The sequence below is a fragment of the Niveispirillum fermenti genome (genome assembly GCF_052474395.1).
In genome coordinates this window covers 214,470-240,398 of record NZ_CP156678.1, presented here as the reverse complement: position 1 = coordinate 240,398, position 25,929 = coordinate 214,470, and the positions used below count along the sequence as shown (strand labels likewise).

Annotated in this window: 16 protein-coding genes; 11 read left to right on the top strand and 5 right to left on the bottom strand. The window is 65.8% G+C overall.

The features are described from left to right. Positions 1 to 10: 10 nt before the first annotated feature. From ABC728_RS00990 to ABC728_RS00975, 4 genes are all read right to left on the bottom strand, one after another. Positions 11 to 403: a response regulator gene (locus ABC728_RS00990; RefSeq protein ID WP_445376315.1), complete on the bottom strand. Its 393-nt coding sequence runs from the start codon at positions 401 to 403 to the stop codon at positions 11 to 13. Further along, positions 403 to 3,963 (bottom strand): response regulator, encoded by a 3,561-nt coding sequence (locus ABC728_RS00985; protein WP_416618767.1) that lies wholly within the window; start codon positions 3,961 to 3,963, stop codon positions 403 to 405. Before ABC728_RS00985 ends, ABC728_RS00990 begins: the two co-directional genes overlap by 1 nt. Positions 3,964 to 4,201: 238 nt before the next feature. Then, entirely contained in the window at positions 4,202 to 4,393 is a 192-nt protein-coding gene (locus tag ABC728_RS00980) for a hypothetical protein (protein ID WP_416618768.1), read from the bottom strand. A gap of 111 nt (positions 4,394 to 4,504) precedes the next feature. Then, positions 4,505 to 5,005 (bottom strand): hypothetical protein, encoded by a 501-nt coding sequence (locus tag ABC728_RS00975; RefSeq protein WP_416618769.1) that lies wholly within the window; start codon positions 5,003 to 5,005, stop codon positions 4,505 to 4,507. 42 nt (positions 5,006 to 5,047) lie between these two features. Between ABC728_RS00975 and ABC728_RS00970 the strand changes: the two genes are divergently transcribed. Then, positions 5,048 to 5,308, top strand: coding sequence for a hypothetical protein (locus ABC728_RS00970; RefSeq protein ID WP_416618770.1), 261 nt, complete (start codon positions 5,048 to 5,050; stop codon positions 5,306 to 5,308). Between the two features lie 119 nt (positions 5,309 to 5,427). Next, a complete protein-coding gene (locus ABC728_RS00965; RefSeq protein ID WP_416618771.1) occupies positions 5,428 to 5,745 on the top strand; it encodes a hypothetical protein in 318 nt (105 codons plus the stop codon). Between the two features lie 301 nt (positions 5,746 to 6,046). Here ABC728_RS00965 and ABC728_RS00960 read toward each other — a convergent pair whose 3' ends face one another. Continuing rightward, positions 6,047 to 6,775, bottom strand: a complete 729-nt coding sequence (locus ABC728_RS00960; protein ID WP_416618773.1) for a YjbF family lipoprotein — start codon at positions 6,773 to 6,775, stop codon at positions 6,047 to 6,049. A gap of 10 nt (positions 6,776 to 6,785) precedes the next feature. Between ABC728_RS00960 and ABC728_RS00955 the strand changes: the two genes are divergently transcribed. From ABC728_RS00955 to ABC728_RS00915, 9 genes are all read left to right on the top strand, one after another. Beyond that, positions 6,786 to 9,725: an SLBB domain-containing protein gene (locus tag ABC728_RS00955; protein WP_416618775.1), complete on the top strand. Its 2,940-nt coding sequence runs from the start codon at positions 6,786 to 6,788 to the stop codon at positions 9,723 to 9,725. A 16-nt stretch (positions 9,726 to 9,741) separates the two neighbouring features. Beyond that, entirely contained in the window at positions 9,742 to 12,267 is a 2,526-nt protein-coding gene (locus tag ABC728_RS00950; protein ID WP_416618776.1) for a YjbH domain-containing protein, read from the top strand. Between the two features lie 177 nt (positions 12,268 to 12,444). Further along, positions 12,445 to 13,386 (top strand): glycosyltransferase family 2 protein, encoded by a 942-nt coding sequence (locus ABC728_RS00945; RefSeq protein ID WP_416618777.1) that lies wholly within the window; start codon positions 12,445 to 12,447, stop codon positions 13,384 to 13,386. A gap of 552 nt (positions 13,387 to 13,938) precedes the next feature. Beyond that, the gene (locus tag ABC728_RS00940; protein WP_445376298.1) at positions 13,939 to 19,521 is read left to right on the top strand and encodes a beta strand repeat-containing protein; all 5,583 of its coding nucleotides are present in this window, start codon (positions 13,939 to 13,941) and stop codon (positions 19,519 to 19,521) included. A gap of 127 nt (positions 19,522 to 19,648) precedes the next feature. Continuing rightward, positions 19,649 to 21,787 (top strand): glycosyltransferase family 9 protein, encoded by a 2,139-nt coding sequence (locus ABC728_RS00935; RefSeq protein WP_416618780.1) that lies wholly within the window; start codon positions 19,649 to 19,651, stop codon positions 21,785 to 21,787. Positions 21,788 to 21,826: 39 nt separating this feature from the next. Further along, the gene (locus ABC728_RS00930) at positions 21,827 to 22,231 is read left to right on the top strand and encodes a hypothetical protein (protein ID WP_416618781.1); all 405 of its coding nucleotides are present in this window, start codon (positions 21,827 to 21,829) and stop codon (positions 22,229 to 22,231) included. 50 nt (positions 22,232 to 22,281) lie between these two features. Then, entirely contained in the window at positions 22,282 to 23,991 is a 1,710-nt protein-coding gene (locus tag ABC728_RS00925; protein ID WP_416618782.1) for a glycosyltransferase family 4 protein, read from the top strand. After that, positions 23,991 to 25,202: a glycosyltransferase family 4 protein gene (locus ABC728_RS00920; protein WP_416618785.1), complete on the top strand. Its 1,212-nt coding sequence runs from the start codon at positions 23,991 to 23,993 to the stop codon at positions 25,200 to 25,202. The genes ABC728_RS00925 and ABC728_RS00920 overlap by 1 nt, the downstream gene beginning before the upstream one ends. A 27-nt stretch (positions 25,203 to 25,229) precedes the next feature. Continuing rightward, positions 25,230 to 25,796, top strand: coding sequence for a hypothetical protein (locus tag ABC728_RS00915; RefSeq protein WP_416618786.1), 567 nt, complete (start codon positions 25,230 to 25,232; stop codon positions 25,794 to 25,796). Positions 25,797 to 25,929 lie beyond the last annotated feature (133 nt).

The window sequence follows — 25,929 nt, the reverse complement described above, 5'->3', positions numbered from 1 at the left end:
GGCGGCGGGGTCACGCCCCGCCATGGTGACGGTTCCACAGGCTGCGCACCTGATTGGCCAGGTTCATCGGCTCGAACGGCTTGGCGATGACATCGATGACGCCCAGCGCCCGGAAGGCCTCGATCTCCCGCGGCTGGACCTTGGCGGTGATGAAGATGACGGGGATTTCCGTGGTTTCCGGATCGGCCTGCAGCGCGCGCAGGGTGGACGGACCATCCATCCCCGGCATCATCACATCCAGCATGATCAGGTCGGGGCGGAAGCGCTTGGCGGTGTCAACGGCCTTGGTGCCGCTGTCGCAAAGCTCCACCGTGAAGTTGCCGATGCGGGTCAGGGCCAGATTGGTGACGACGCGCAACATTTCCTCATCCTCAACATAGAGGATACGGTCCAGCGCTGGGATCATGGTCCAATCTCCACTGAGGCCGAAGGTATGACGACACCTTCCGCAGGCGTCATCCTATGTATCAGGCTGCGGATGGTTTGAACCAGTTCTTCGTTGCGGGCGCGCGATTTCACCAAGGTGGCCGCCACCTGGCGGAGACGGACGGGTCCGGCATCGGCCGCCGTGAAGACGACGATGGGGACCGGCCCCCCCTCCGCATCGCGCAGATGGGGGATCACGTCCAGGCCGCAGCCATCGGGCATGTCGATATCGACGATACCCACATCGAACGGGCCGGCGGCGGCCAGGCGCAGCGCCTCGCCCAGGGTGGGCGCGGCCACCATTTCCGTCTGCCCGGACAGGAGATGGCGGACCACGGCGCGCACATCCTCGTCATCCTCCACATGCAGCAGGCGGGGGCGCTGTCCCGGCCGGGAAATGGCGGCTGCGCGGCGCAGGGCAGAGAGAAGGCGCGGCTCCTCGATCGGCTTGGTCAGCCAGTCGATGATCCCCACCGCATCCCCTTCCACCGCGGCGCGGCCGGCATCACCGCTGGCCGTCACCACGATGATGGGCAGTTCGCGCGTTTCCGCCCGGTCCCGGACGGCCCGGAACAGGGTCAGCCCCGGCAGGTCGGGCAGCATCAGGTCCAGGGTCATGGCATCGAACCGGTGCCGTTCCAGCATGTCCAGCGCTTCCGCCGCCGTGGAGGCCACGCTGGTGGCATAGCCCGCCCGGCCCAGCATCAGGGCCAGCAGCCGCCCGATATCGGGGTCATCCTCGCAGATCAGGACACAAGGGGCATGATCCGCCGCTGACGGTGGCAGGGCCGGCAGATGCAGCACGGGCGGCAGGGCCGCCGACGGGGCCGGTGGCAGGTCGATATGGAAACGGCTGCCGGCTCCGGGCTCGCTGTCGAAGCCGATGCGCCCGCCATGCCGCTCCACAATCTCGCGCGTGATGGCCAGCCCCAGCCCGGTGCCGCCCCGGTCGCGGCTGTCGGACCCGTCGGCCTGGGCGAAACGCTGGAATATCCGCTGGCGGAACGAGGGATCGATGCCGATACCCTGATCGGCAATCGTTACGCGAACGAAATGATCCCGAAGCGTTTCGGCCGACAGGGTTACGGTGCTGCCGGCGGGCGAGAATTTCACGGCATTGCCGATCAGGTTGGCGAAGGCCTGGGCCATACGGTCGGCATCGGCCCGTACACGGGTGCGGAGGCGCGTGCCCGGTTCCAGCCCCGGACCGGGCAGCAGCCGGATGCCGGCCTTCTCCGCCAGGGCATTGTTGTCCCGTACGGCCCTGTCCAGCAGATCGTCCAGCGCCTGCGGCGCCCAGTCGAAGCGCATCTTGCCCGAGGCGATCTTCTCGATATCCAGCAGATCGTTGATCAGGCGGATCAGGCGCTCGGTGCTGTCCTGCGCGATATCGGTCAATTGCCGTGCCTCCCCCGGCAGGGGGCCGAACAGGTCGGAATTCACCATCCCCAGGGCCGCGCGGATAGCCGTCAGCGGCGTGCGCAATTCATGGCTGACGGTGGAGATGAATTCCGATTTCAGCCGGTCCATCTCCTTCAGATGGGCGATGTCGTTGGCCACGCCGAGGAAACCCTGGATCTCGCCCCGCCCGTCGCGGATGGCCGTAACGGACAGCAGGACGGGCACCCGTTGCCCGTCGCGCGCGATATAGGTCCATTCACGCTGGTCCGGCTTGCCCTGCCTGGCGCGGTGGACCAGTGCCTCGAACGGATCGGCCACGGGCCGGCCCAGGCTGGCCACCAGCTTGGCGAGGGCCTCCGCGATTTCATTCTGGTCATGGAACAGTTTCGGCGTTTCCTTGCCGACAAGGTCCTGCGCCCGATAGCCCAGCATGCGCTCGGCCCCGCGATTGAAGGCCCGGATGATGCCGACGGGATCGGTCGCGATGATGGCATTGTCGGCGCTGTCGACGATGGCCTGAAGCTCCGCGGTCAGGCGCCTTGTCTCGGCCTCAGCCCGCTTGCGGGCCGTGACCTCCTCGGTGAACATCACGATGCCGCCGATGCCGCCATCCAGGTCGTGCCAGGGATGCACCTCCCAGCGCAGCCAGACGGTGCTGCCATCGGGTTGGGGAAACGGGTCCTCGGCCGCCGCCGCCTCCCCGGCCAGGCAGCGTTCCAGCACGGGCCGCCAGTGGGCGGCCGCGGCGGGAAACATGTCGTAATGGCAAAGACCTGTCAGGTCCCGGTCCTCCAGCCGGTAATCCTTCTGCCAGCGCCGGCTGACGGCCACAAAGCGCATCTGGGTATCCAGCATCGCGATGGCCGTGGGCGCATGACGGATGAACAGGTCCAGCAGCCGCTCGCGCCGGCGCAGCGCCTCGGCCAGGGCCTCTCCTGCCAGATGGACAGCACGGAAGGCGGTGGCCGCCCGCGTCAGGTCGCCGATTTCATCAGCCCGCGTGATGTGGGGCAGGGAGACATTGGTCTCGCCCCGGGTAATCTGCTCGAACAGGCGGGTGACCCCTGTGAGTGGTCGCAGCACACGGCCATGGACCAGCAGAAGCGCCGCCACGCCGCCCGCCAGGGCCAGCAGGCAGATGACGGCGCTGCGCACCAGCAAGGACGCGGCATCGTCGGACAGGGTGCGGGCCCGGTCGGTCACGACGCGCAGCGTGGCCGATTCCACCTGCCGCAGCGCATCCACGGCGAGGGAGGCGGCTGTATTCCATTCGTCCACCACGGTGGGATCATGTGCCCCGGACGCCAGCAGGGCGATGGCGCGCCGCCGCTGCGGTTCCAGATGGGTACCGATGAGCCTGTCGGCCCTTTCCACGGTCTGACGGACCAGGTTCAGCCCGTCCGCATCCTGCCCGCCATCGTTTCGTGCCACGCGCTGGCGCAGGCTGTCCCAGGCCAGGGTGAAGCGGGTGCCGCTTTCTGTCAGGGTCTGCAGGGTCGGCACGGCCCCCCGCGCGGTCAGCGCCCCCGTCAGCAGGGGGCCGGCCCGCTCCACCTGCTCCGCCGCGTCCGATGCGGCATAGCGCAACGCGATCTGTGCAGCCAGCACATCATCCATCACCACCGTGTGGTCATCCAGCATCTGGTGCAGCAGCAGGGCATGGCCGACCATGCCGTTCATGGCACCGAACCAGCGGTCGGCCCAGGCCTGGGGCCGGTCTTCCCATGGCAGGGTCAGGGTGTCGTCCATCTCCTCCCGCTGGGCGGCCAGACCGCGGCGCAGGCTCGCCAGCCCGGCCCGCAGGTCGCCGATCCCGGCTTCCGACAGTTCCGATGCGGGCAGACCGGCCGTCAGACGGTCCAGGGCGCCATCGGTACGCCGGCGCACCTCTTCCAAAGCAGGGAGATCAGGGATGTCCTCCGGCGACCGGTGGGCCAGACGGTCGTAGCCGTCGCGCCGTTCCGCGGCCATGGCCGAAACCGTTTCCACCAGCAGCGCATGCAACGGGTCGGCAGCCAGCGCGCGGTCGGCCGCATGTTTCAGCGCCCATTCCCGCGATAGCCCCAGCACGGCCAGCGCCGTCATGGCGCCAGCAAGCAGCAGGATCAGCAGCGGGATCAGCACACGAAGACGCATGAACGCCCGTTCCGGTCGGTGGGAGCTGCGGAATGCCGGCCTGGGGATGCCGGCTCCCGGTCCGACCCGTCCCAGGGACCATAAACCTTACCGACCGGCATACGCCAGACGAGAGGATGAACCCTATCCGGAAGCTTATGTCGTGCATAGGCGCCCAGGGCGCCCATGCGAGAAAAGGCCAGAATCCCTGAACCCGCAATCCCTGAACCCGCCGGGGGTGCGACCGCCGCCTGCGGCGTTATTCCAGGTAGCCATCCACCTCGGCCGCGGCCCGTTCCAGGGGCCAGTTCAGGCGCTCGATGATCTCGTCGATGGCGTCTTCCGCCGTCAAGGACCCCCGGCCCAGCCGTTCCAGGATGGCATCCAGGGTTGCCTCCTCCTTGGGGCTCGGACGTCCATAGGGCTTCAGAATCTCCAGAATACTGCTCATCAACTCCGCCTGTCCTTCAGATGGCCGGTTCCGGTTTCGCCGGAAGAGGGGGGAGATTACACAGGACCATCGCCGCTTGGCCAGAGAAGTTCGGACTGTTCCACCTGTGAATCAGCCCGGGGAAAGGTCCATCAGGTCCGGCGCCTCGCTGGCCAGCCGCTGCGACAGCTGCTCCACCCGCTCCAGCAGGCCGGCATCCAGGCGGCGCGCCACCGCCTCCTCCTCCTGCCGCAGGGCCACCAGCCGCTTCACCCAGCGTTCCGCCACGAAGCGCGTGCCGATGGGCATATGGGCGATGCCGGCAACCATGCGCTGCAGCCGCGGTTCCACCGCCGCCAGGTGCAGGTTCCACAGCGCCACGGTCAGTTGCGCCAGTTCCGCCTCCACCTGCCGGCGGCGCTCCTCCTCCATGGACCGGACATTGACCTGAAGGACCGAGGTGAAGGCGGCCACAGCCTCGAACGCAGGGGCCAGCGCCTTGAACTGCCGCAGTGCGGTGGTGACGTCCGGCGGTATGGGCAAGCCGGCGCACCGCCCCTGCAGACGGACCAGATCCTCCTGTAGCAGTGCCAATTGCAGCCGGATAGTCCGGTCGCTGGACTTCTTCTGCATCGGTCTATCTCCTTTGATATAGGTATAAACCGAATCGCCAGGATGTTCAGCGTAGAAATGGCGCGTGATGGCGACAGGCACGGCCAAGTAATGGCGACGGATGTTCAGCCGCCCGGCCGGCGCCGAGTGCCGTTGCGGCGCGGCAATGATGACGATTATGTGGTAGACCCCTGGGGGCAGCATTGCGCAGCCCGCTTCCGCACCAGCCACGCCATGCCGGGGGTTGAACATATATTTTCATTTATTTTCAATATGTTATATCATGTTTCCCGAGGAAACGAAAAACCCTTGCGCGCCCGTTGATTGTGGCTTTCCGGGCAGCCTTGTGGAAATTTCAACATCGCTTCTCTCAAGAACCCTCTCGCAACGCGAAAAAGAAATGGTATAAGGCTCAGCAGTCCAACCTCTGGGGAATTTTGCCAATGAAAAAGGAACTCCTGGCCCTGACGTTCGCCATCGCCCTGGGTGCCGCTCCGGGTGTCGCCAACGCACAGACCACGACTGAGGCCGCTCCGGCCGCCGCGTCCACCGCTTCCGGCTCCGCCGCCGGCGCTGGCGCTTCCGGTGTCGCCCTGGGTTCCCTGGGCACTGTTGCCGTTGTTGGCGCCGTTGCCGTTGCCGGCATCGTGGCCGCCGCTTCCGGTGGCGGTGATGAAGAGGCCCCGGGCCCCGGCCCCGGCCCCGGTCCGGGCACCCAGACCACCCCGCCGGCCACGGCGACGACGACAGCGTCGAACTGATCGTCGGTCGTTCCGCACAGGGTTCGCACCAAGGGGCTGTGGACTTGGACATGGAATTGGGACCTCCGGCGTCATGCCGGGGGTCCTTCCTCTTTTCAGGCCTGCCTCTCTTCCGCCGGTATCCTGCCGATCTTTCATGAGGGTCCTGGGTGAAGGTCCTGACCGACATGCCAGCGGATCGACACCGCAGGTCGATGCCGGAAACAGCATCTGGCGCATTCCTGTCGGGAATGCCGGTGGAACGGGGTCTTTCCTGCGACCCTGCAGGCCCGGCCCCGCTGCGGAAAGGCCCTGTCACCGGTCAGCCGGCGGGCTTCGTCACCTCGATATTGACGGCGCCGGTGCGGTCGTGGATGTGCTGGCGCGATTTCCAGCAAAAGCCCGTCTGCGGGTCGATCCAGTAATGGTTCTCGAACGGCTTCATCCCGGCGATCTCCACCTGCTCACGCAGATGAGACAGCCTGTGGGGCCGGTCCAGGATCGTCACCGTCTCCTCCCCCAGATCCGTCCATCGGCCGCGAACGGCAAGATCGAACAGGCCGGCCGCCTGGATGTCGATGAACCGGACCCATTCCTGACCGGCCAGCCGGCGCAGATCGGGCACCTTGTCATCGACAAAGCGGGTGCGGGACAGATCGCCGGGCAGGCCCACGGTCTGCACCAGGAACGGGCCGCGCGTCACCAGAACCTGGCGGGTCTGGCTATAGTAATAGTGTGCCCCATTTCCGCCGATTTCGCCCAACACCATGAAGGCCTTGCTGCTATCTTCCAGCCAAGCCAGAATCGATGCATAAGGCAGGGCGTCCGCCTGTTCACGGGTAACAGGCGACCCACCGCCCACACCGCCGACCGCCGCCACAGTTGCCCAGTACGGAGATTCAGTGTTAACCAGGGCACATCCAGACAGGGCGCTGGCCGGTAGCGTGCTGGCCGCGATCAGGCCCAGGCACTGGCGGCGGCTCAACCGGGCCGGAATGTCTGCCGGATTGTCTGCCAGAATGTCTCTGGGGTCGCACTTGGGAAGTGTCATGGAGAACTCGATGCGTCGTGTGTTCAGGGGGGCCGTCACCGGACGGCGCCTGGGGTTGGGTCTAGCATGTGCGGCCCTGCTTGTCAGTGTCGCGATGCCGGTATCGGCCCAGACCATCGAGTTGCCGAACGGCACCATCGATCTGCAGCGGCTCCAGGGACAACGCGGTGACATGGATGGGAACTACACTGTCCCGTCCGCCCTGGACCGTGCCCGGTCGGGCAGCCGGTATGACGATCCGCGCCTGACCGACCCGTCGCGCGGCACCCCGTCCCGCTTCGATACGCGCGACCCCGCCGGCTATTACGGGGCCGACACCGAGCTGGCGCGCCCGTCCGCCCTGGAGCAGCAATATTCCCAGCGCGCCGGCCGCAGGCTGGAACAGTTCGGCTATGACTGGCGCCATGACGGGCGGCTGGTGGCCACCGGCCTGCTGAACGGTGCCGTGCCTGAAGATTACGTGCTGGGAATCGGCGACGAGCTGGTCGTCACCCTGCGCGGCCAGGTCAACAGCACCAGCAGCGTGCGCATCGACCGCGAGGGCCGCATCGTGCTGCCCAACATGGCCCCGGTCACCGCCGCGGGCCGTTCGTTCGGTGAATTCCGCGACGATCTGACGGCCCAGGCCCAGGCGGCGTTCCTGCAGACCAACGTGTTCGTTTCCGTCGGTTCGGTGCGCAGCATCGGCGTGCTGGTCACGGGGGAGGTGAACCTGCCCGGCCGCTATACGCTGACCAGCTTCTCCAGCCTGATCGACGCCCTGACCCAGGCCGACGGCATCCGCAAGTCGGGCAGCCTGCGCAACCTGCGCATCATGCGCGGCGGCCGGACGGTGGCCATCGACCTTTACGACGTGCTGCTGGGCACGCGCACCGTCAACGACCTGCGCTTGCAGGACGGCGACCAGATCATCGTGCCCGCCATCGGCGACACGGTGGCGGTACAGGGCGATGTGGTCCGCCCCGGCATCTATGAATTGAAGTCCGGGCAATCCACCGTGACCGGCGTGCTGGAACTGGCCGGCGGCGCGCAGCGCGCCCGCGGCAACCGGCTGGATATCCTGCGGCTGGACCGGTCGGGCCGCAACCAGGTGCTGCGCAACGCGGCGCAGGGCGCCCGCATCCTGGCCGGCGACATCCTGCGCGTCGAGCTGCCGCGCGACGCCTTTGCCGTGGAAGGTGCCACGGAGCTGCCCGGCGGTCGTGGCCTGGCCGAGACCAAGACCCTGCGCGACCTGTTGTCCGATCCCTATGTGCTGACGGCCAACCCCTATCTGCCGCTGGCGGTGATCGAGACGGAGGACCCGGCCACGCGGCAGCGCCGTTATGTGCCCGTGGACCTTCTGCGGGTGCTGGACGGCTCGATGAACGTCTCGCTGCGCGAGCGCGACAGGGTGATCTTCCTCAGCCAGACGGATATCCGCTATCTGGGATCCGCCGATGTCCAGGCCGTGCTGCGCGGCGAACAGCCGCCCAGCCTGAAGCTGGCCATGGACAACCAGTTGATGGGCGAGAAGCTGGCCGTCAGCGGTGTGGCCGGCGCCGCCGGCGCGGCCTATCCCGGCACCGCGCAGGCGGCCGGGAACAATGGCGCTGCCAACCGCACGCGCGGCGAGGCGCAGCAGCAGCCATGGCGCGGCAGCGACGATGCCTATCGCGGCGACCGTCCGCTGGACCCGCTGCTGGTCAACCCCGATCTGGCGGCGGCGCGGTCGTCGCGCCGGCTGATCGGCACCTATGCCGACCCGCAGAATCCGGCGGGTATCCGGCTGATCGAATCCGATATCGAATGCGGCGGTCTGCAGACGCTGGCGGCGCTGGCGTCGGAGGGCCTGCAGCAGCGCTATTCCGTGGCCATGCGCTCCGGCGCGCGCCGGTCGGAAGACAGTTCGGTGATCGATGTCCGGGCCTGCCCCGCCGTCTTCAACCGCCATCCCGACCTGCTGCCCTTCCTGCTGGAATATGCCGTGTCCGTGGAAGGCGAGGTGCGCATTCCCGGGGTCTATCCCGTGGTTCCGGGCGCCCGCGCCGACAGCCTGCTGAAGGCCGTGGGCGGCGTGACGCTGGATGCCGACGGCGAGGCGGTGGAGGTCACGCAGGCCAATGGCCAGCGCGCCACGGGCATCAGCCTGCAGCAACTGGCCACCAGCACCGTCGGCCCCGGCGATGTGATCCGCATCAGCAGCCGCGTGTCCAGCCGCGAGGTCGGCGTGGTCCGCGTGGCGGGCGAGGTCGTGCGCCCCGGCCGGTATGACATCAAGCGCGGGGAGCGCCTGTCGGAATTGCTGCGCCGTGTCGACGGCCTGACGGCCGAAGCCTATCCCTACGGCGCCATCTTCACGCGCGAACGGGTGCGTCAGGCCGAGGAGGCCGGCTATCGCCGTGCCGCCCTGGAACTGGAACAGTCGCTGCCCAGCGTGCTGGCCGCATCGTCGGGTCAGGAGGCCGAGCAAGCCCGCCAGGCGCTGCCCTTCCTCCAGGGGCTGATCGGCAGCCTGCGCGCCGCGAAGGCGGTGGGGCGTGTCGTGATCGAGGTCGATCCCACGGTCCTGGCGGCCCGTCCGGAGCTGGATTTCGTGCTGGAACCGGGTGACACGCTGCTGATCCCCAAGCGGCCCTCGCATGTCACCGTCTCCGGCGAGGTGCTGAACTCCAGTTCGGTGATGTTCAGGAGCGGCCTGTCGGCCCGCGATTACCTGCGCATGGCCGGCGGTGCCACATCGGCGGCGGAACTGTCCGATGCCTTCGTCATCTATCCCAATGGCGAGTCCGAGCCGCTGCGCCTGGGCCGCTTCAGCGATGGCAGCGTTCCCATCCCGCCGGGGGCGACCATCGTTGTTCCCCGCGATCCGCAGCCCTTCAGCTTCATGACCATGACCCGCACGGTCGTCTCGCTGCTGAGCGATCTGGCCCTGACGGCCGCGTCGCTGGCCGTCATCAACAACAACTGATCGGGCGGAACATATTGTGAGGATCTATCGGTCCGGTGCGATGGCCACGGCCGCCATCGCCCTGATGGCGGTGGTGCCGGCGGCCAGCGGGCAGGAAAACCCTTTCCTGCCCTGGCGCCCGCCGGAAATCGTCAATGATTTCGGTGGCACGGGCCTTATCCAGACCCCGATCGCCCGCGCGGCGGAGGACGGGCAGGCCTATGCCGGCTTCACCTATGTCTGGCCCTACTCGCGTTACTTCATCACGGTGCAGGGACTGCCCTGGCTGGAAGCGACGCTGCGTTACACCAGCGTTGCCAACCGCTTTTACGGGCCGATCGATTTCTCGGGCACCCAGTCCTACAAGGATCGCGGCATTGACGTGAAGGTGCGGCTGGTGAAGGGCGATGCCAACTGGCCCAACATCGCCGTCGGCCTGCGCGACATCGCCGGCACGGGCCTGTTCGGGTCCGAATATGTCGTGGCCGACCAGAGCTTCGGCGATTTCGACATCTCCTTGGGCCTGGGCTGGGGCAACATGGGCACCCAGGGGCATTTCCGCAATCCGCTGAGCCTGTTCTCCAAGAAGTTCGACAGGCGGACGGACAGCTACACGCCGGGCGGCGGTGCCCTGTCGACCGATTTCTTCCGCGGCCGCGATGTGGCGCTGTTCGGCGGTGTCAGTTGGCGCACACCCCTGGAGGGGCTGACGCTCAAGGTCGAGTACGATCCCAACGATTACCAGCACGAGCCGCTGGAAAACAATCTGGCCCAGGACATTCCGGTCAATATCGGCATCGATTACAAGCCCTGGGACTGGCTTCAGGTCGGTGCGGCACTGGAGCGGGGCAACCGCGCCATGCTGCGCTTCGCGACCACTACGAATTTCCATAAGGCCAAGGGGCCCGGCAAGCTGGACCCGCCGCCCCCGCCCCTGATGCCGACAGGGCCGCAAGGCGGGCAGGCGACCACCGCCACCCCCCTGCCGGACAGCATGAGCCCGGCCGCCGCGGCACCCGTGGCGGGGGACGAGGCATCGGTGCGCACCGGCCTGGGCCGGCAGGCCGCCATGGACGGCATTTCGCTCCAGCATTTCGCCCGTATCGACGGAGAAATCCGGATCACCGTGGCCGGCACTCCGATGCGCGACGGGGCCAGTGTCGCCTATGACCTGGCCCGCCGTGCCGTGGAACTGGCGCCCGACTTCCAGGGCAGGGTGCATGTGACCCGGGTGGAATACAATCTGCCCTGGATGGAAGCCAGCTTCGACGCCGGCGCCCTGCGCGAGGGGATGCCGCTGGCCGCGGCCCCGGAAGCGGAGATGGTGCCGGCGGTGCAGGGTGCGGCCCCGGACGAGGAGGTGCGCCAGGAACTGGCCAGCCAGTTGCGGACCCAGGGTTTCTTCCTGTTCGCCGCCGACTATACGCAGCCGCGCGTCACCCTGTTCCTGGTCAATGGCCGCTATCGGCAGGTGCCCAAGGCCATCGGCCGGGCGGCCCGCACCGCCGCCGCCGTGCTGCCGCCCGAGTACCAGCAGATCCGCGTCATCTTCGTCGACAATGGCATGGAAATGCTGTCGGCCACACTCTACCGGTCGGACCTGGAGCGCGCCCTGTCGCCCCACGGCGGATCGATCGAGGAAGCCTGGATGCGCACCGAGATCGACCGGCCGGACATGCGCATGGAGGAGGCAAGCCATCCGGAGGAGATGAGCTTCCCCTCCTTCGCCTGGAACCTGCGTCCGGCCCTGCGCCAGACGCTGGGCCGTCCGGAAGCCTTCGTGCTGTATCAGGCATGGGTGCGCCTGAACGGCAGCGTCGTCGTGACCCCCGGCCTCAATGTCGCCGGTGGTCTGGGCATCAACGTTTCCAATAATTTCAACCGGATGCGCATCCCCTCGGACAGCCAGCTTCCGCATGTGCGGTCCGATATCAAGAATTACCTGCAGGAGGGCACCACGGCGATGACCTACCTGCAGGCCGACTATACCCAGCGCCTGGCCACCGACACCTATGGCCGCGTCTATGGCGGCTATCTGGAAGAGATGTTCGGTGGGGTCGGCAGCGAGGTGCTGTACAAGCCGTTCGGCCGGGAATGGGCCATCGGCATCGACGTCGCCTGGGCCAAGCAGCGCGATTATGACCAGTGGTTCAAGTTCCGCGACTATGATGTCGTGACCGGGCACATCACCGGCTATTATCATTACGAACCGATGGGCGTGGATGCGCGCGTCAAGGTCGGCCGTTACCTGGCCGGCGACAAGGGCGCGACGTTCGAGCTGTCGCGCACCTTCGACAGCGGCATCACGGTCGGCGCCTTCGCCACCTTCACCGATGTGTCGGCGGAGCAGTTCGGAGAGGGCCGCTTCGACAAGGGCATCTATTTCATCTTCCCGCTCGACAATCTCTATGTGAAGTCGACACGCGGCAGCCTGGGCTGGCTGTGGCGGCCCCTGACCCGTGATGGCGGCCAGACGCTGAACAACCGCCGGCCGCTGATCGGTCAGGTGTCGACAGCCGACGGCACGGCCTTGCGCCGCAACTGGAACCTGTTACTGGATTGAGGACGGGACCGGCCCGGGACCGGCTTGATTTAGCCGGGGCGTGTGGATCATGGTGGCCCGCCAGCCTGTTCCACACGCCCCGGAAATGGTTGATATCACACCGGGTGCCCGGGCACGGATGTTGATCATCATATCGGTTCCGGATCCACATCCGGGTTGAGCATTCGGTGTCTGAGCATGATCGAAATTCTCCTGGCCACCTACAATGGTGCCCGCTACCTGCCGGAAATGATCAGGTCGCTGGACGGGCAGGATGCACCGTCCTTCAGGGTGCTGGTGCGCGATGATGGCTCCACCGACGGCACCCAGGCGATCCTGATGGCCTGGCGGGACCGCTGCCCTGACCGGGTCGCCATTCTGGAAACAGGCGCGCCGACAGGATCGGCATCCGGCAATTTCCGCCGCCTGATGGAAGCCGCGTCGGGCGAATACATCCTGTTTGCCGACCAGGATGATTACTGGCACCCCGAAAAGATCAGCCGGACGGTGGCGGCGCTGCGCCAGGCCGGTGGTGACGGCAACCGGCCCGTGATGGCCTTCTGCGACCTGGTCGTGGTGGACGAGCAGCGCCGGCCCATCGCCGGCAGCTTCCGCCGCTTCCAGCAGCTTGATATCGGGCAGGGACTGACGCTGCCGCGGCTTCTGGTGCAGAATGTCGTGACCGGTTGCGCCATGGGGATCAATAACGCGGCCTTGCGGCTGGGCCGGCACGTGCCCGATGCGGCCCTGATGCATGATTGGTGGCTGGCGCTGATCTGTGCCGCCTGCGGAACCATCGTGCCCATGCCCGAGGCCCTGATCGATTACCGCCAGCACGGCGCCAACGTCGTGGGGGCCCAGGCCTACTCCACCAGGCGGACATTGCGAAGCTGGCTGACCGTCTGGCTCCGGTCGGAACGGCGCCATCGCTTCCAGCGCAACTATGCCCGCCTGATGGAGCAGGCTGCCGCCCTGGCTGAGAAACTCGGCTCCGCCTGCCCCCCGCAGGCGGCCCGCCAGATTGCCGGATTCCGCAGCCTCCCCATGGTCGATCCCGTGACCCGGCGGTTCCGCGCCCTGCGTGGCGGCTATCACCCATCAGGGGTATTGCGGGTTATGAGCTGGCTTGTAAGGATCTGAGAGGGCGCGTGTCCGGGCCGGGAGAATCAATCGCATGTGTGCCCGGCGCGGTGCGTCCCGTCCCCTGAAGGCTTCCGCCGGTTGCATCGGCATTGGCCGCAGGCCGCTTTTGCCGCCTGGTGTTGCATTTCAGCCAAGATTTTAGTCGCTTCAAAAAAAATCTTCGATATCAGTCGCTTGCGGGAATTTCTTAATCAAGGGCCGCTGATCAGCGAACCCATGTTAAAGAGTTGGTGAACATTTTGCGTGCCCCTTTGGATTTCCTTCGCATTTGCTGCTTGCATCACGCGGATAGCTCGCATAAAGAACCTAACGACGCATAACTTCGTGGGGGAGCGTTCTAGGGGCATGGTGTGGCCGAGCAAAATGTCTTCTGTCAGCTTTTTGCCTGTGCGCGCCGCCCAGATTTCGGCGGATGCCAACGTTTTATCCTATCCTTTGCGGACGGTGATTCGTCTGCAAATAGGCTCTTTGGCTCGCCGCATACCATTTTCCCAGAACACGCCTCTCTCAAGGTTAAGCGCGACCAAGCCTACTCACGGAGATTCATAGATGGCTGGACCCTCCATTTTCGTGTATAACGAAGCCTACTATCTGGCGCAGAACCCGGATGTCGCCGCTGCCGTTCAGGCTGGCGTGATCGAGAACGGTCTGCAGCACTGGCAGGCTTTCGGCGCGGCCGAAGGGCGGAAGGCTTCCGCTTTCTTCGATTGGGAAGTTTATCGCGACAACAACCAGGATCTGGTTGAGGCCGGTCTGACGACCGAAGCGGCCCTGACGCAGCACTTCAACCTGTACGGTCACAACGAACCCCGCGTGTTCCTGAGCTCGGCCGTCTTCGACGCCACCATCTATGCCGCTCAGAACCCGGATCTGGCCGTTGCCGGCGTGACCGGCGCCTATGCGCTGGAGCGTCACTTCGTGACGAACGGCGTGGGCGAGGGCCGCGTCGCGGTGGCCGGCCTGGACGGCGCCGCCTATATCGATTCCTTTGCCGATCTGAAGGCCCTGCTGGATGCCGGCGGGAACATTGCCGGCTTCACCGCCGCCCAGAAGGCCCAGGCCGGTATCTGGCACTATTACAATTACGGCATCTCCGAAGGCCGCCCGCTGCCGACGCCGGCGCCGGTCGTGACCATCACGCCGGCCAGCACCACCGTGCAGGAAGGCGCCGACCTGGTCTTCACCGTGAAGCTGTCCGTGCCGCTGACGACCGACACGGTGTTCACCTACAACATCACGGGCGATACCCGTGATGGCGCGCTGAACGCCGCCAGCCCGAACGACTTCACCTCCGTGACGGGCACCGTCACCATCCCGGCCGGCTCGACCAGCTATTCCTTCACGGTCACCCCGGTTGCCGACGGCATCGCGGAAGGCCTGGAAGGCTTCAAGGTCACGCTGTTCAACCAGAACCTCGTCGTGGTCAAGACCAGCGACGTGGTCGGCATCATCGACGCCCCGGCGCCGGTCGTTCCGCAGACCTTCACGCTGACCGCCGGCACCGACAATTTCGTCGGCGGCACCGCCAACGACACGTTCGTCGGCACGATCCGCACCGATGATCCGACGCTGTCCACGCTGAACGCGGGTGACACGCTGAATGGCGGTTCGGGCATCGATACGCTGACCGTCAACGTCGCCGGCAGTGGCACTGGCAGCCCGGCCATCTCGCCGACCCTGATCGGTGTCGAGCGCGTGCTGGTCTCCAACTCCGCCTCGTCGGGCACCGCCTCCATCGACCTGTCGCTGGCCGACAGCGCGCTGACCACCGTCGGCACGACCGCCTCGCTGAGCTCGGGCGTGAAGACGGAGTTCGTCGGTCTGAACAAGATCGTCGACGTGGTGGCCCGCGGCGCCGGTGACCTGACCGTGAACTTCGCCGCTGGCGTCGTTGCTGGTTCGGGCGATGCGCTGAACCTGTCGCTGAGCGGCGTGGGTTCCTCCGGTTCCGGCATCATCTTCGATACCAACGGTATCGAAACGCTGAACATCTCGTCCTCCGGCGCTGCGAACAGCCTGAAGTTCGGTACCGGCATCACCGGCACGGGCGGCACGCAGACCATCAATGCGTCGGGCGCTCAGGCCCTGACCCTGGACGGGATCGGCGGTGTCACGACCGTCAATGGCGCTGGTCTGACCGCGGCTCTGACTGTCAGCGGCATCGGCAGCGGCGGCGTCAGCATCACGGGTGGCGCTGGCAATGACGTGTTCGATTTCGGCAACACCTTCAACGCGGCGACCGGCACGGGCAATGACATCATTGCCGGTGGCGAAGGCACCGACACGCTGAAGATCACCAGCTCGGCTACCAACATCGCCGACGCTGCTTTCGCCAACGTGACCTCGATCGAAGTGCTGAACGTCGCCAGCGGCGGCACCGGCACCCTGACGCTGGGCGCCAACGCCGCCGCCGCGGGTATCACCACGCTGACCGAATCCGGCACCGGCGCGCTGAGCCTGACGGTTGCCAGCGGCTATACCGGCACCCTGACGGTCAACCTGAGCGGTTCCGGCAACTCGGTCTCGGTCGCTTCCGGCTCGACCGCCAATGTGGTGGTGAATGCCAGCGTCGCCAGTGTTTCCGGCCTGACCTTCGCCGGCTCCACCGGCACCGGCTCCACCGACACGCTGTCGGTCACCGGCACGGGCTCGGTCACGATCGGCACGGGCGTGACGGACATCGACGTGCTGAAGCTGACCAGCACGGGCGCGCTGTCGGTCACGACCAGCAACGCCAATGTCGGTTCCGGCCGCATCCTGTCGGTCGATGCCTCGGCGGTCTCCGGTTCCACCGGCACCGGCGCCAATGGCCTGACCTTTGACGGCACTGCCGAGAATGATGGCCGTTTCTCCATCACCGGTAGCGCCGTCAATGACAGCATCACGCTGAGCAGCGGTGCGCACACCGTTGTGGCCGGCGCCGGCAATGACACGATCGACGCCACGGCTGGCGGCAATGTCAGCCTGGATGGTGGTGCGGGCAACGACACCTTCGTCGTCGATCTGACCACGCTGGGCACCGGCGCCACCATCAATGGCGGCGAAGGCTCCGATACGCTGTACGTCCAGGGCACCGGCACGGTCACCTCGGCCAACCTGGCCAATGTGTCCAATGTCGAGCGTCTGGTGTTCGATGGCAACGCCACGCTGAACACGGCGATCCAGTTCTCCACCTTCGATCTGAGCGGCTCGACCGGCGCCAACACGCTGACCCTGGCCTCCGGCTACACCGGCGCCACCACGGTCACGCTGGGTTCCGGTGACATTGTCGACAATACCGGCGCGCGCGTCGACCTGACGGTCAATGTCACGGCGGCCGATTATGTCGCCACCAAGGGCGACGTGATCCGCGGCGGCAGCGGTTCGCACACCGTTACCCTGAACCTGGAAGCCAGTGTCGAAGGCACCGGCAGCCAGGTGGTCCTGGGGACCGGCGCCTATGTCGACGTGCTGAACATCGTCGATGGCGGTGACGTGGCCTCCGGCACCGGCGCCAATGCCGGCAAGGATGTCTCGGTCCAGCTGGCTTCGGGCTACAGCAACAACATCATCGTGAACGCCTCGGCGCTGGACGCCGGTACGTTCAGCACCGGTGGCTCGCCGAACGCCGACTTCGAGAACCTGCTGTTTGACGGTTCCCAGGCTCTCGGCACCATCGTCGCCACGGGCGGCGCCGGTAACGACACCATCTCCGGTGGCATGGGCAAGAACACCCTGCTGGGCGGTGACGGCGCCGACTACCTGTATGCCGGCAACGGCGGCACGGGCAGCTTCGACAGCATCAATGGCGGCAATGGCGACGACATCATCGTCTTCACGTCCGGCAATTTTGACGGTAACGACACCGTTGATGGCGGTGCGGGCAACGACATGCTGGTCGTGGCGCCGGGTACCGGCGGCATCCAGGATCTGGCTTTCCTGAATGTCAGCAATATCGAGACGCTGGGCCTGAGCGGTGGCGGCACCGGTACGGTCGTTCTGGATACCCGTGCGCAGGCTGCCGGCCTGACCGGCATCAAGCTTGCGGCGACCGGAAACTTCGTGGTCAACGCTGCCGGCTTCACGAACGGCCTGACCTTCGACGCCACCTTGAGCACCGGTGACGTCAGCCTGACCGGTGGCGCTGGCAACGACACGTTCGTCTTCGCCGGCTCCGGCCTGAATAACAGCGACCTGATCGTTGGCGGCTCCGGCACCAACAATCTCGTCCTGTCGAACAGCGGTGGCGGGGTCTCGGCCCAGATCGGCACCAACATCTCCGGCATCAGCGAGATCGTGGTCCGTGACGACGCGACCGGCACCGGTAGCACCGCCGGCGCCACCATCACGCTGAGCGGCTACACTGGTTCGGCGCTGAAGATCGATGCTTCGGCCCTGAACGCCACCGGCGAGACGCTGACCTTCACCAACAACACCAGCGTGGTCGTCACGGTGGTCGGTGGTTCGGGCAACGACATCATCACTGGTGGTTCGGGCAACGACGTCCTGTCGGGCGGCGCTGGCAATGACAGCATCATCGGCGGTGCGGGCAATGACCTGATCGTCGGTGGTGCCGGCAATGACACGCTGAGCGGCGGCGTCGGTGTCGACACCCTGACGGGTGGCGATGGCAACGATGTGTTCGTGTTCACCCCCGGTGATAACACCAGCACGGGTGCCGACGTCATCACCGACTTCGGTTCGGGTGACGTGATCGTCCTGAAGCACACGGTTGGCGCCAATGCGTCGATCGATGCGAACTACAAGGGCGCTGCCAACACCTACGCCGACGCCCTGTCGCTGCTGCAAGGCTCGACGGGCACCAACGCCGGCCAGTACGTCTACATCAACAGCCTGAACCAGCTGGTGATCGACGTGGACGGCAATGGCCTGATCCAGGCGAACGACCTGTACATCACCCTGCAGGGCACGAGCGGCTTCACCAGCGGTTCGGTGGCACTGGACCTGACCGTGACGGGCGCCGGCTCGACCATCTCCGGTGGTGCGGCGGATGACACCATCACCCTGTCGGGTGCCAGCTCGGCGACCATCGTCGGTGGCGCTGGCAATGACACGCTGAAGGTTGCCGGTTCGGGCAATACCGGCAGCTTCACGGGCGGTGCGGGTACCGGCGATGCCGTGATCTTCCTGAGCGGGGCCACCAGCGGCGCCGTGACGGTGACCACGGTGGAGACCGTTACCCTGGCGTCCGGTGCGGGCGCTGGCAATAACGTCACCTTCGGTGCCACCGGCAGCAGCCTGACCGTGTCCAACCTGAACGGTACGGGCACCTTGCTGACCGTCAATGGCTCCACCGGTGCGGACAGCCTGACGATCGCCTCGGGCAGCAGCGGCGCTGTCGGCGTCATCAACACCGGCGGTACCATCACGGTGACCGGTTCGGATGGTAACGACTACGTTGCCTTCCGCGGCACGGGTGGCACCATCAACCTGGGCAGCGGTGACGATACGCTGCTCCTGACGGGCGCCAGCTCCGTCACGATCTCCGGTGTCGAGCACGTTTCCGGCGCCACGGGCACCGGTGACATCTTCACCGTGACCCTGGGCAACACCGGCAGCGATGTTGTCCTGCTGGGCGGTGCGACCGGGTCGGGCGCCACGGTGTCCTTCAGCGGCTTCAACAGCGGTGACACCATCGACCTGGGTGCTTCCGGTGGCAGCGACACTGTGGTGTTCGGCACGGGTTCCACGGGTTCCGGCCCGGCGATCTCGAACTTCGACGCCGGTGCCAGCGGCGACGTGCTTGACTTCTCCGCGCTGAACGATGCCGGTTCCATCAACAACATCGGCGCGGCCTACAACCTGTCCGGTACGGGCGCCGACCTGTCGGTCGGTACCGGTGACGGTGTCGTGCTGGTGTATGGCAACGGCGGCGTGCTTTCCGAGGCCGATTTCACGGGGGTGGCGGGTGCAAACTCCGCGCTGGTTGTGGATGCGGCCAACAAGTTCATCGTGCTGTCCGCGGCTGACACCACCTCCACGTCGCTCAACGTCTACCTCGTTGATACGTCGCTGGCTGGTGGCGGTGCGACGGTCGATGCGGGTGATGTCCAACTCATCGGGACTATCAACCTGCTGACCGGTGACAACATCAACAGCTTCGTCGCAGGCAACTTCGGCGGCATCGTCTAAGTCGTCGGTTTGTTCACGAAGACTGAGTGACGTTTCTACCTCCGCCGCCCCTTACCGGGGCGGCGGATTTTTTTCGAGATGATGACGGCGGGTGCCGGTGGCGGCCGCCGACCAAGAGGTTTTCCGCATGCAGGCTTTTCTTCCCAGCGAGGACCATACGCTGTCGACCAACCGCTTCGTCCGTCATTATGTCGGCGGCAGCATCGACAAGGAGGTGCCGGTCGATCGGTTGATCATCGATATCGGGGGAGAAGCAGATATCCTGAAGAAGGCGCTGCTGCAGGCCCACAAGGAGCGGCATGCAAAGGACGAGGTCCTGCAGATCGGCAGCGGAGAGGCCGGCACGGCGGCGTCCGGTGCCGACGCGGCGTCCGGCGCTGCCGCGGATGGTTCCGGCGCTGCCGATGGGGCCACGGCCGATCAGGACGCACCCAAGGTGCATGTTGTGCAGGAGCATATGCTTCTGCCCTGGAGCGCCTTCCCGCCGCGGCTTGGCCGGGTTTCAAGCCGTTACGTCAATGACGGCCTGTTCCGGCATCCCGATGAGGGGGATGTGCTGTCCGGGCAGTTGACCGCGCTGAAGGCCCGCCATCCGGCCAAGAAACATTTCCGCCTGGCGGTCGTGAATGCCTTCGGCACCAATCTTGGCGACTGCATGCTGGGCATGACGGCGATGCGGCACATTGCCGGATATCTGCGCCGCCACCTGGACAGCGTGACCATCGATCTGCTGCTGGGCGCCAATTCCGGGGCCACCAATTTCGACATTGCCGGACATGAGGACTGGGTCGGCGAGCAGCACCTGCTGGGGCCGACACTGAATGATTTCGCCCGGTATGATGCCTATTTCGATTTCACGGGGCTGATCGGCCTGCCCCGGATCACCGAGCTTGCCATCGGCGACTGGTATCTGTGGTGGAGCGGCCTGGACCCGGCGACGGTACCCGTCCAAGAGAAACGCAACATCATGTATCATTCCTGGCCCGTCTGGCAGGAGGTGAGCCAGCACCTGCAGGGGATCAAGGGTCGCAAGGTCTTCTTCAACCCCAAGGCCAGTGTGCCGCTGCGCACCTTCCCCGACGAGCAGGCGGCCAAGTTCGTCAAAAGCCTGCTGAAGGCAGCACCCGAGTTGCATATTGTCGTGGACCGCGAGTTGAAGGTGAGCCACCCGCGCCTGATCGACCTGTCGAAGGAGATCAACTCCGCGACCAAGTTCGCGGCCCTGGTGGCCCAGATGGACGGCATGATCAGCGTCGACAGTTTCGCGCTGCACGCCGCCGACGCCGCCTCGGTGCCCAGTGTCGGGCTGTTCGCGTCCATCGATCCCTACGCTTATCCCTACTATCCGCATCACAAGGGGCTGCTGATCCCCGGCGGGGAAACGCTGCCCGCCTATAAGCGGTTCAAGATCGATGACGAGCAGGAATGGGCCAAGATGAAGGATGCCTATACCGGCGCCTGGGCCCAACTGAAGGCGGCCGATGTGCTGTCGGTTCTGCAGGACCGGATGAACGCCCGCAACGGCGTGCCCACCCATAATGGCATCCGGTTCGCCAATACCCCCCACGCCGTGCGTCGCCATGTGGAAACACCGCAGGGCCGCACGCCGCCGCATGAGAACGTGCCGGAGATCTGGCAGAAGGGGTACAATCGGGTGATGGAGATCGCCCGCACATTGGTGCGTCCCCGCACCAATACGATCCTGGTGACACCCGGTTCAGCCCCGCTGGCCGTTCAACTGGCCAACAATGCCGGCCTTGAAGGCCAGTTGCATATTTTCGAGCCGCGCCGCTTGCGCCGGGAACTGCTATCCCTCGACCTGATGGAGCGGGCATCGCAGGCGCGGGTGCATTGGCACGACACCATTCCCAGCAATGCCGAGCTGTTTGGCATGCCGCTGGATGACGAACTGTCGGAGACCAGCCCCGCCGCCTGGGGCAATCTGCGGCAGAAGCGGCAGATGGTCGGTGGCAGCATCGACAAGCTGGGGCTGACACCGCTGAATGCCATCATCATGGTGGCGCCCATGGCCTTCAAGATGGGGCTGGAAACCGCATTCCAGTCCTTGGAGACGTATCAGCCTGCCATCCTGTGCGGCCCGATCATGCAACTGGACGAGGTGCGCCAGATGGCGGCAATGCTGCATCCCCGCAAGTACCAATGCTGGATCGAGCAGATGCAGGCCGGCAACGCGCAGGCGTGCATCATGCTGGCTGTTGCGGCACATGTGAAGGTGCAAGGCCTGAAAAAGGTGCAACTGGACTGACCCGGCGGGCCGATCCCGTCTGACCATGGAGTTGAGTACATGTCCGCGAACTGGACCGATATTCCGCAATTGCCCGTCGCCTGGGGCGAGGTCTTCGACAAATGGACCATCCTTGTCATCAAGGAGGAGCGCATCGGCGATGCCGCGAAAATGCGCAATGTCCAGCGGGAACGGGTGGAGATCGAGAAGGTGATCGGCGACCGCACCCGGTTTCCCGCCGGGCTGGACGGGCTGGTCGAGGGGCTGCACGCGATCAATGCCGCGCTGTGGGATATCGAGGATGGCAAGCGCCGCTGCGAGCGGGAGAAGCAGTTCGATGACGGCTTCATCCAGCTGGCCCGCCAAGTCTATATGAAGAATGATGAGCGCGCCCGCCTGAAGAAGGAAATCAACCTTCTGCTGGGCAGCGCCATTGTGGAGGAGAAATCCTACAAGCCCTATTGATCCGGCCCGGCCCGCCGGGCCCTTTTTTCGTCCCCGTCGGGAGCCGACCCGTGCCTGCCAATACCGCAATCCTGTTTCATCCCGAAGCCTTCGACACGAACAGTCCGACGCTGATGGGCCGGCATGCGGCGGGCGAGGGTTTCCTGAAGGCATGGGCCCGGCATGCAGGGCATGAAAGGCTTTACTGCTATATCCAGCAGGCTCCCCATGCCGACGCATTCTTGCAGGTAGCAGCAAGCGCCGGCTGGCGGGGCCAGGTGGAGGGGATCGGTTGGGACAACCCGGCCGCCCTGGCGGGGCCGGGCGGTCTTTTCATACCGGGTCCCGGTCTGGACCGGCAGGCGTGGTTCCGGCATAGCCATGGCCTGTCGCATGCCTATTCGCTGGTCGGGATCACCCATACGACCGCCTCCGCCATGGCGCTGGACGATATCGGCAGCCTGCTGACCGGACCGGTGGAGGAATGGGACGCCGTCATCTGCACATCCGAGGCGGTCCGGTCGATGGTGGAACGCACCCTGACGGACCAGTTGAACCATCTGCGCCAGCGGCTGGGTGTCACCGGCACCCCGTCCGCCCCGCGCCTGCCGCAACTTCCCGTCATCCCGCTGGGCGTGGATTGCGATCAGTTCACCCCCCGGCCCGCCGCCCGTCAGGCCTGGCGGGAACGGTTGGGTATCGCCGCTGCGGATGTGGCCGTGCTCTTCATGGGCCGCCTCAGCTTCCATGCCAAGGCGCATCCGGTTGCCATGTACAAGGCCATGCAGGCCGCACTGCCGTCGTTGCCCGCCGGTGCCCGCCTGCACCTGATCGAAGCGGGCTGGTTCGGCAATGATGCGATCCGCGAGGCCTTCGACGCGGCCGCAACCCTGCACTGCCCCAACATCGTCCGGCATGTGGTGGATGGAAGGCAGGCGGATGCACGGCAGGAGATCTGGCACGCGGCCGACATCTTCTGTTCGCTGTCCGACAATATCCAGGAAACCTTCGGGCTTACACCCGTGGAGGCCATGGCGGCGGGTCTGGCCTGTGTCGTTTCGGATTGGAACGGTTACAAGGAAACCGTGCGCGACGGCATTGACGGGATGCGCATCCCCACCTGGATGCCGCAGGCGGGAATGGGTGCGGATTTCGCGCTGTACCACGCCATGGGTTTCCTGGAGTACGACCTTTATTGTGGTGCTGCCTGTCAGTTCGTGGCGGTCGATATCGCACGGGCCACCGACGCCTTCCGCGCACTGATCGCCGATCCCGCCCTGCGCCGGCGCATGGGGGAAGCAGGGCGTGCCCATGCCCGTGCCCGTTTCGACTGGCGGGTCGTGATCCCGGCCTATCAGACGCTGCTGTCCGGTCTGGAAGCACGCCGGACGGCAGCGCGGCAGGCCAGGGGCGAGGGGCCGCGGCGGGCCGGCACTTGGCCGTTGCGCGCCGACCCTTTCCATGCCTTCGCGCACTATTCCACCCATCATCCCGACGCCGATGTGCGGGTGGCCCTGGCACCGGACAGCACCACCGCCGATCTGGACGGGCTGCTGTCCGGTGCCATGGTCCGATATGCCGCCCCCCTGTTGCCGAAACGGGCCGACATGGCGCATGTGATCGCCACGCTGTCGGCCGCCGGTGGCATGATGACGGTGGCCGGTCTGCTCAACACCGTTCCAGCGGGACGCAAGGGCTTCTTCCTGCGTTCTCTTCCATTCATGGCCAAGCACGGCCTGTTGCTGTTGGCCCCACCCGACGGGCCGAGGGGACCCGCCTGATGCGCATACTTTTCGTCCACCAGAATTTCCCGGGACAGTTCAAGCACCTGGTTGCCGCCCTGGTCGATACCGGGCATGAGGTCGTCGCCCTGGCCATTACCGGCCAGAACATGCCCGGTGTCAGACTTGTCGACTACAAGCCCACCCGCGGCACCACGCCCGGCATGCATCCCTGGGCCGCCGACACGGAGACCAAGGTGATCCGGGGCGAGGCCTGTGCCCTGAAGGCGCAATGGCTGAAGGAACAGGGCTTCACACCCGATGTGATCGTCGGGCATCCGGGCTGGGGGGAGATGCTGTTCCTGAAGGATATCTGGCCTCGCGTGCCGCAACTGCATTTCCTGGAATTTCACTACAGCCCGGCCGGCGCCGATGTCGGTTTCGATCCGGAATTTTCCCAGCAGGGCTGGCGGGCACAGGCCCGCATCCGGGCCAAGAACGCCGTCGGCCTGCTGTCGCTCAACAGCATGGACGCGGCCTACAGCCCCACCCAATGGCAGAAATCGAGCTATCCCACGCTGTATCACGGCAAGATCGATGTCGTGCATGACGGCATCGACACCGATGCGCTGACGCCCAGCCCGCAGGCATCCGGCAAGCTTGGGGACCTGCCGGTCCGCGCCGGGATGGAGATTGTCACCTTCGTCAACCGCAACCTGGAACCTTATCGCGGCTATCACAGCTTCATGCGCGCCCTGCCGCGGATGCAGGCCCTGCGGCCGGAGGCGATCTTCATCGTTGTGGGGGCGGACGGCGTTTCCTATGGTGCTGCCGCGCCGGCAGGCCAGACCTGGAAGAACATCTTCCTGGAGGAGATGGGCGACCGTATCGACCGGTCCCGCCTGTTCTTTCTGGGCACTGTGCCCTATACCGCCTTCATCACCATCCTGCGCATGAGCGCCGTCCATCTCTATCTGACCTATCCGTTCGTACTGAGCTGGTCGATGATGGAGGCCATGAGTTGCGGGGCACTGGTCGTGGGCAGCCGGACGGAGCCCGTGGAAGAGGTTCTGGAGCATGGGCATAACGGCCTGCTGGTCGATTTCTTCGATTATGACGGCATCGCCGACACCGTGGCCGAGGGGCTGGCCAACCCCCAGCGGTATCTGCCATTGCGCGCCAACGCCCGGCAGACCATCATTGACCGCTATGACCTGCGGCGGCATTGTCTGCCGCGCCAGGGCAAGCTGATCGAGAAATTGCTGGCGTGACCGGCTGGTGCGGGTTTCAGGTGCTGTATGGATTTTTTTGAGGCGACGGCCATCGACATCCGCTTCCTGGTCGAGGAAGACCGGATGCATTTCACCCTGCGCACACCGGAGCAGGCGATCGACCTGCTGATGACCCGGCGTCTCACCCGGATGATGCTGGGCGGGATCGTCGAATTGCTGATGCGGTCCAATGTCGATATCGCCAATGCGGCCGCCACGCATCGCAACGATGTCCTGCTGTTCGAGCATATGTCGGCCGCCACCGCCTGGGAGCGGCAGAGTGCCGCGGCAGGGGCGGTTGCCGGCACGCCGGATACCGTCCCGGAACCTGGCCCCGCCGCCCCGTCCGCGATGGCCGGCAGCCCGCGCCTGATCACCAAGATCGACCTGACGGTCAAGGGCGGGGGGCTGAATTTCGTCTTCCACGACGCCGATGGTCCCCGCAGCACCATCGATCTGGTGCGGGATAAGGCCCATCACCTGCTGTCCTTCCTGCTGGAACGGTCGGTGGAGGCGCAATGGGACCTGCAGGAGCTTTACTGGCTTCACCGCCGCACCCATATCGTGGTTCCCGACAGGCCGCACCTGTGCTGACACCCATGCATGGCGTATGGGGGAGGGCACGAAAGTGCCGATGGATGTCAGTGAGTCACTGATGTTGCTCCGCACTATGCGTGGCTGTAAGATAGGATTTGTGTAGCTGTATGCCGCGGACCCGCGGCGCTAC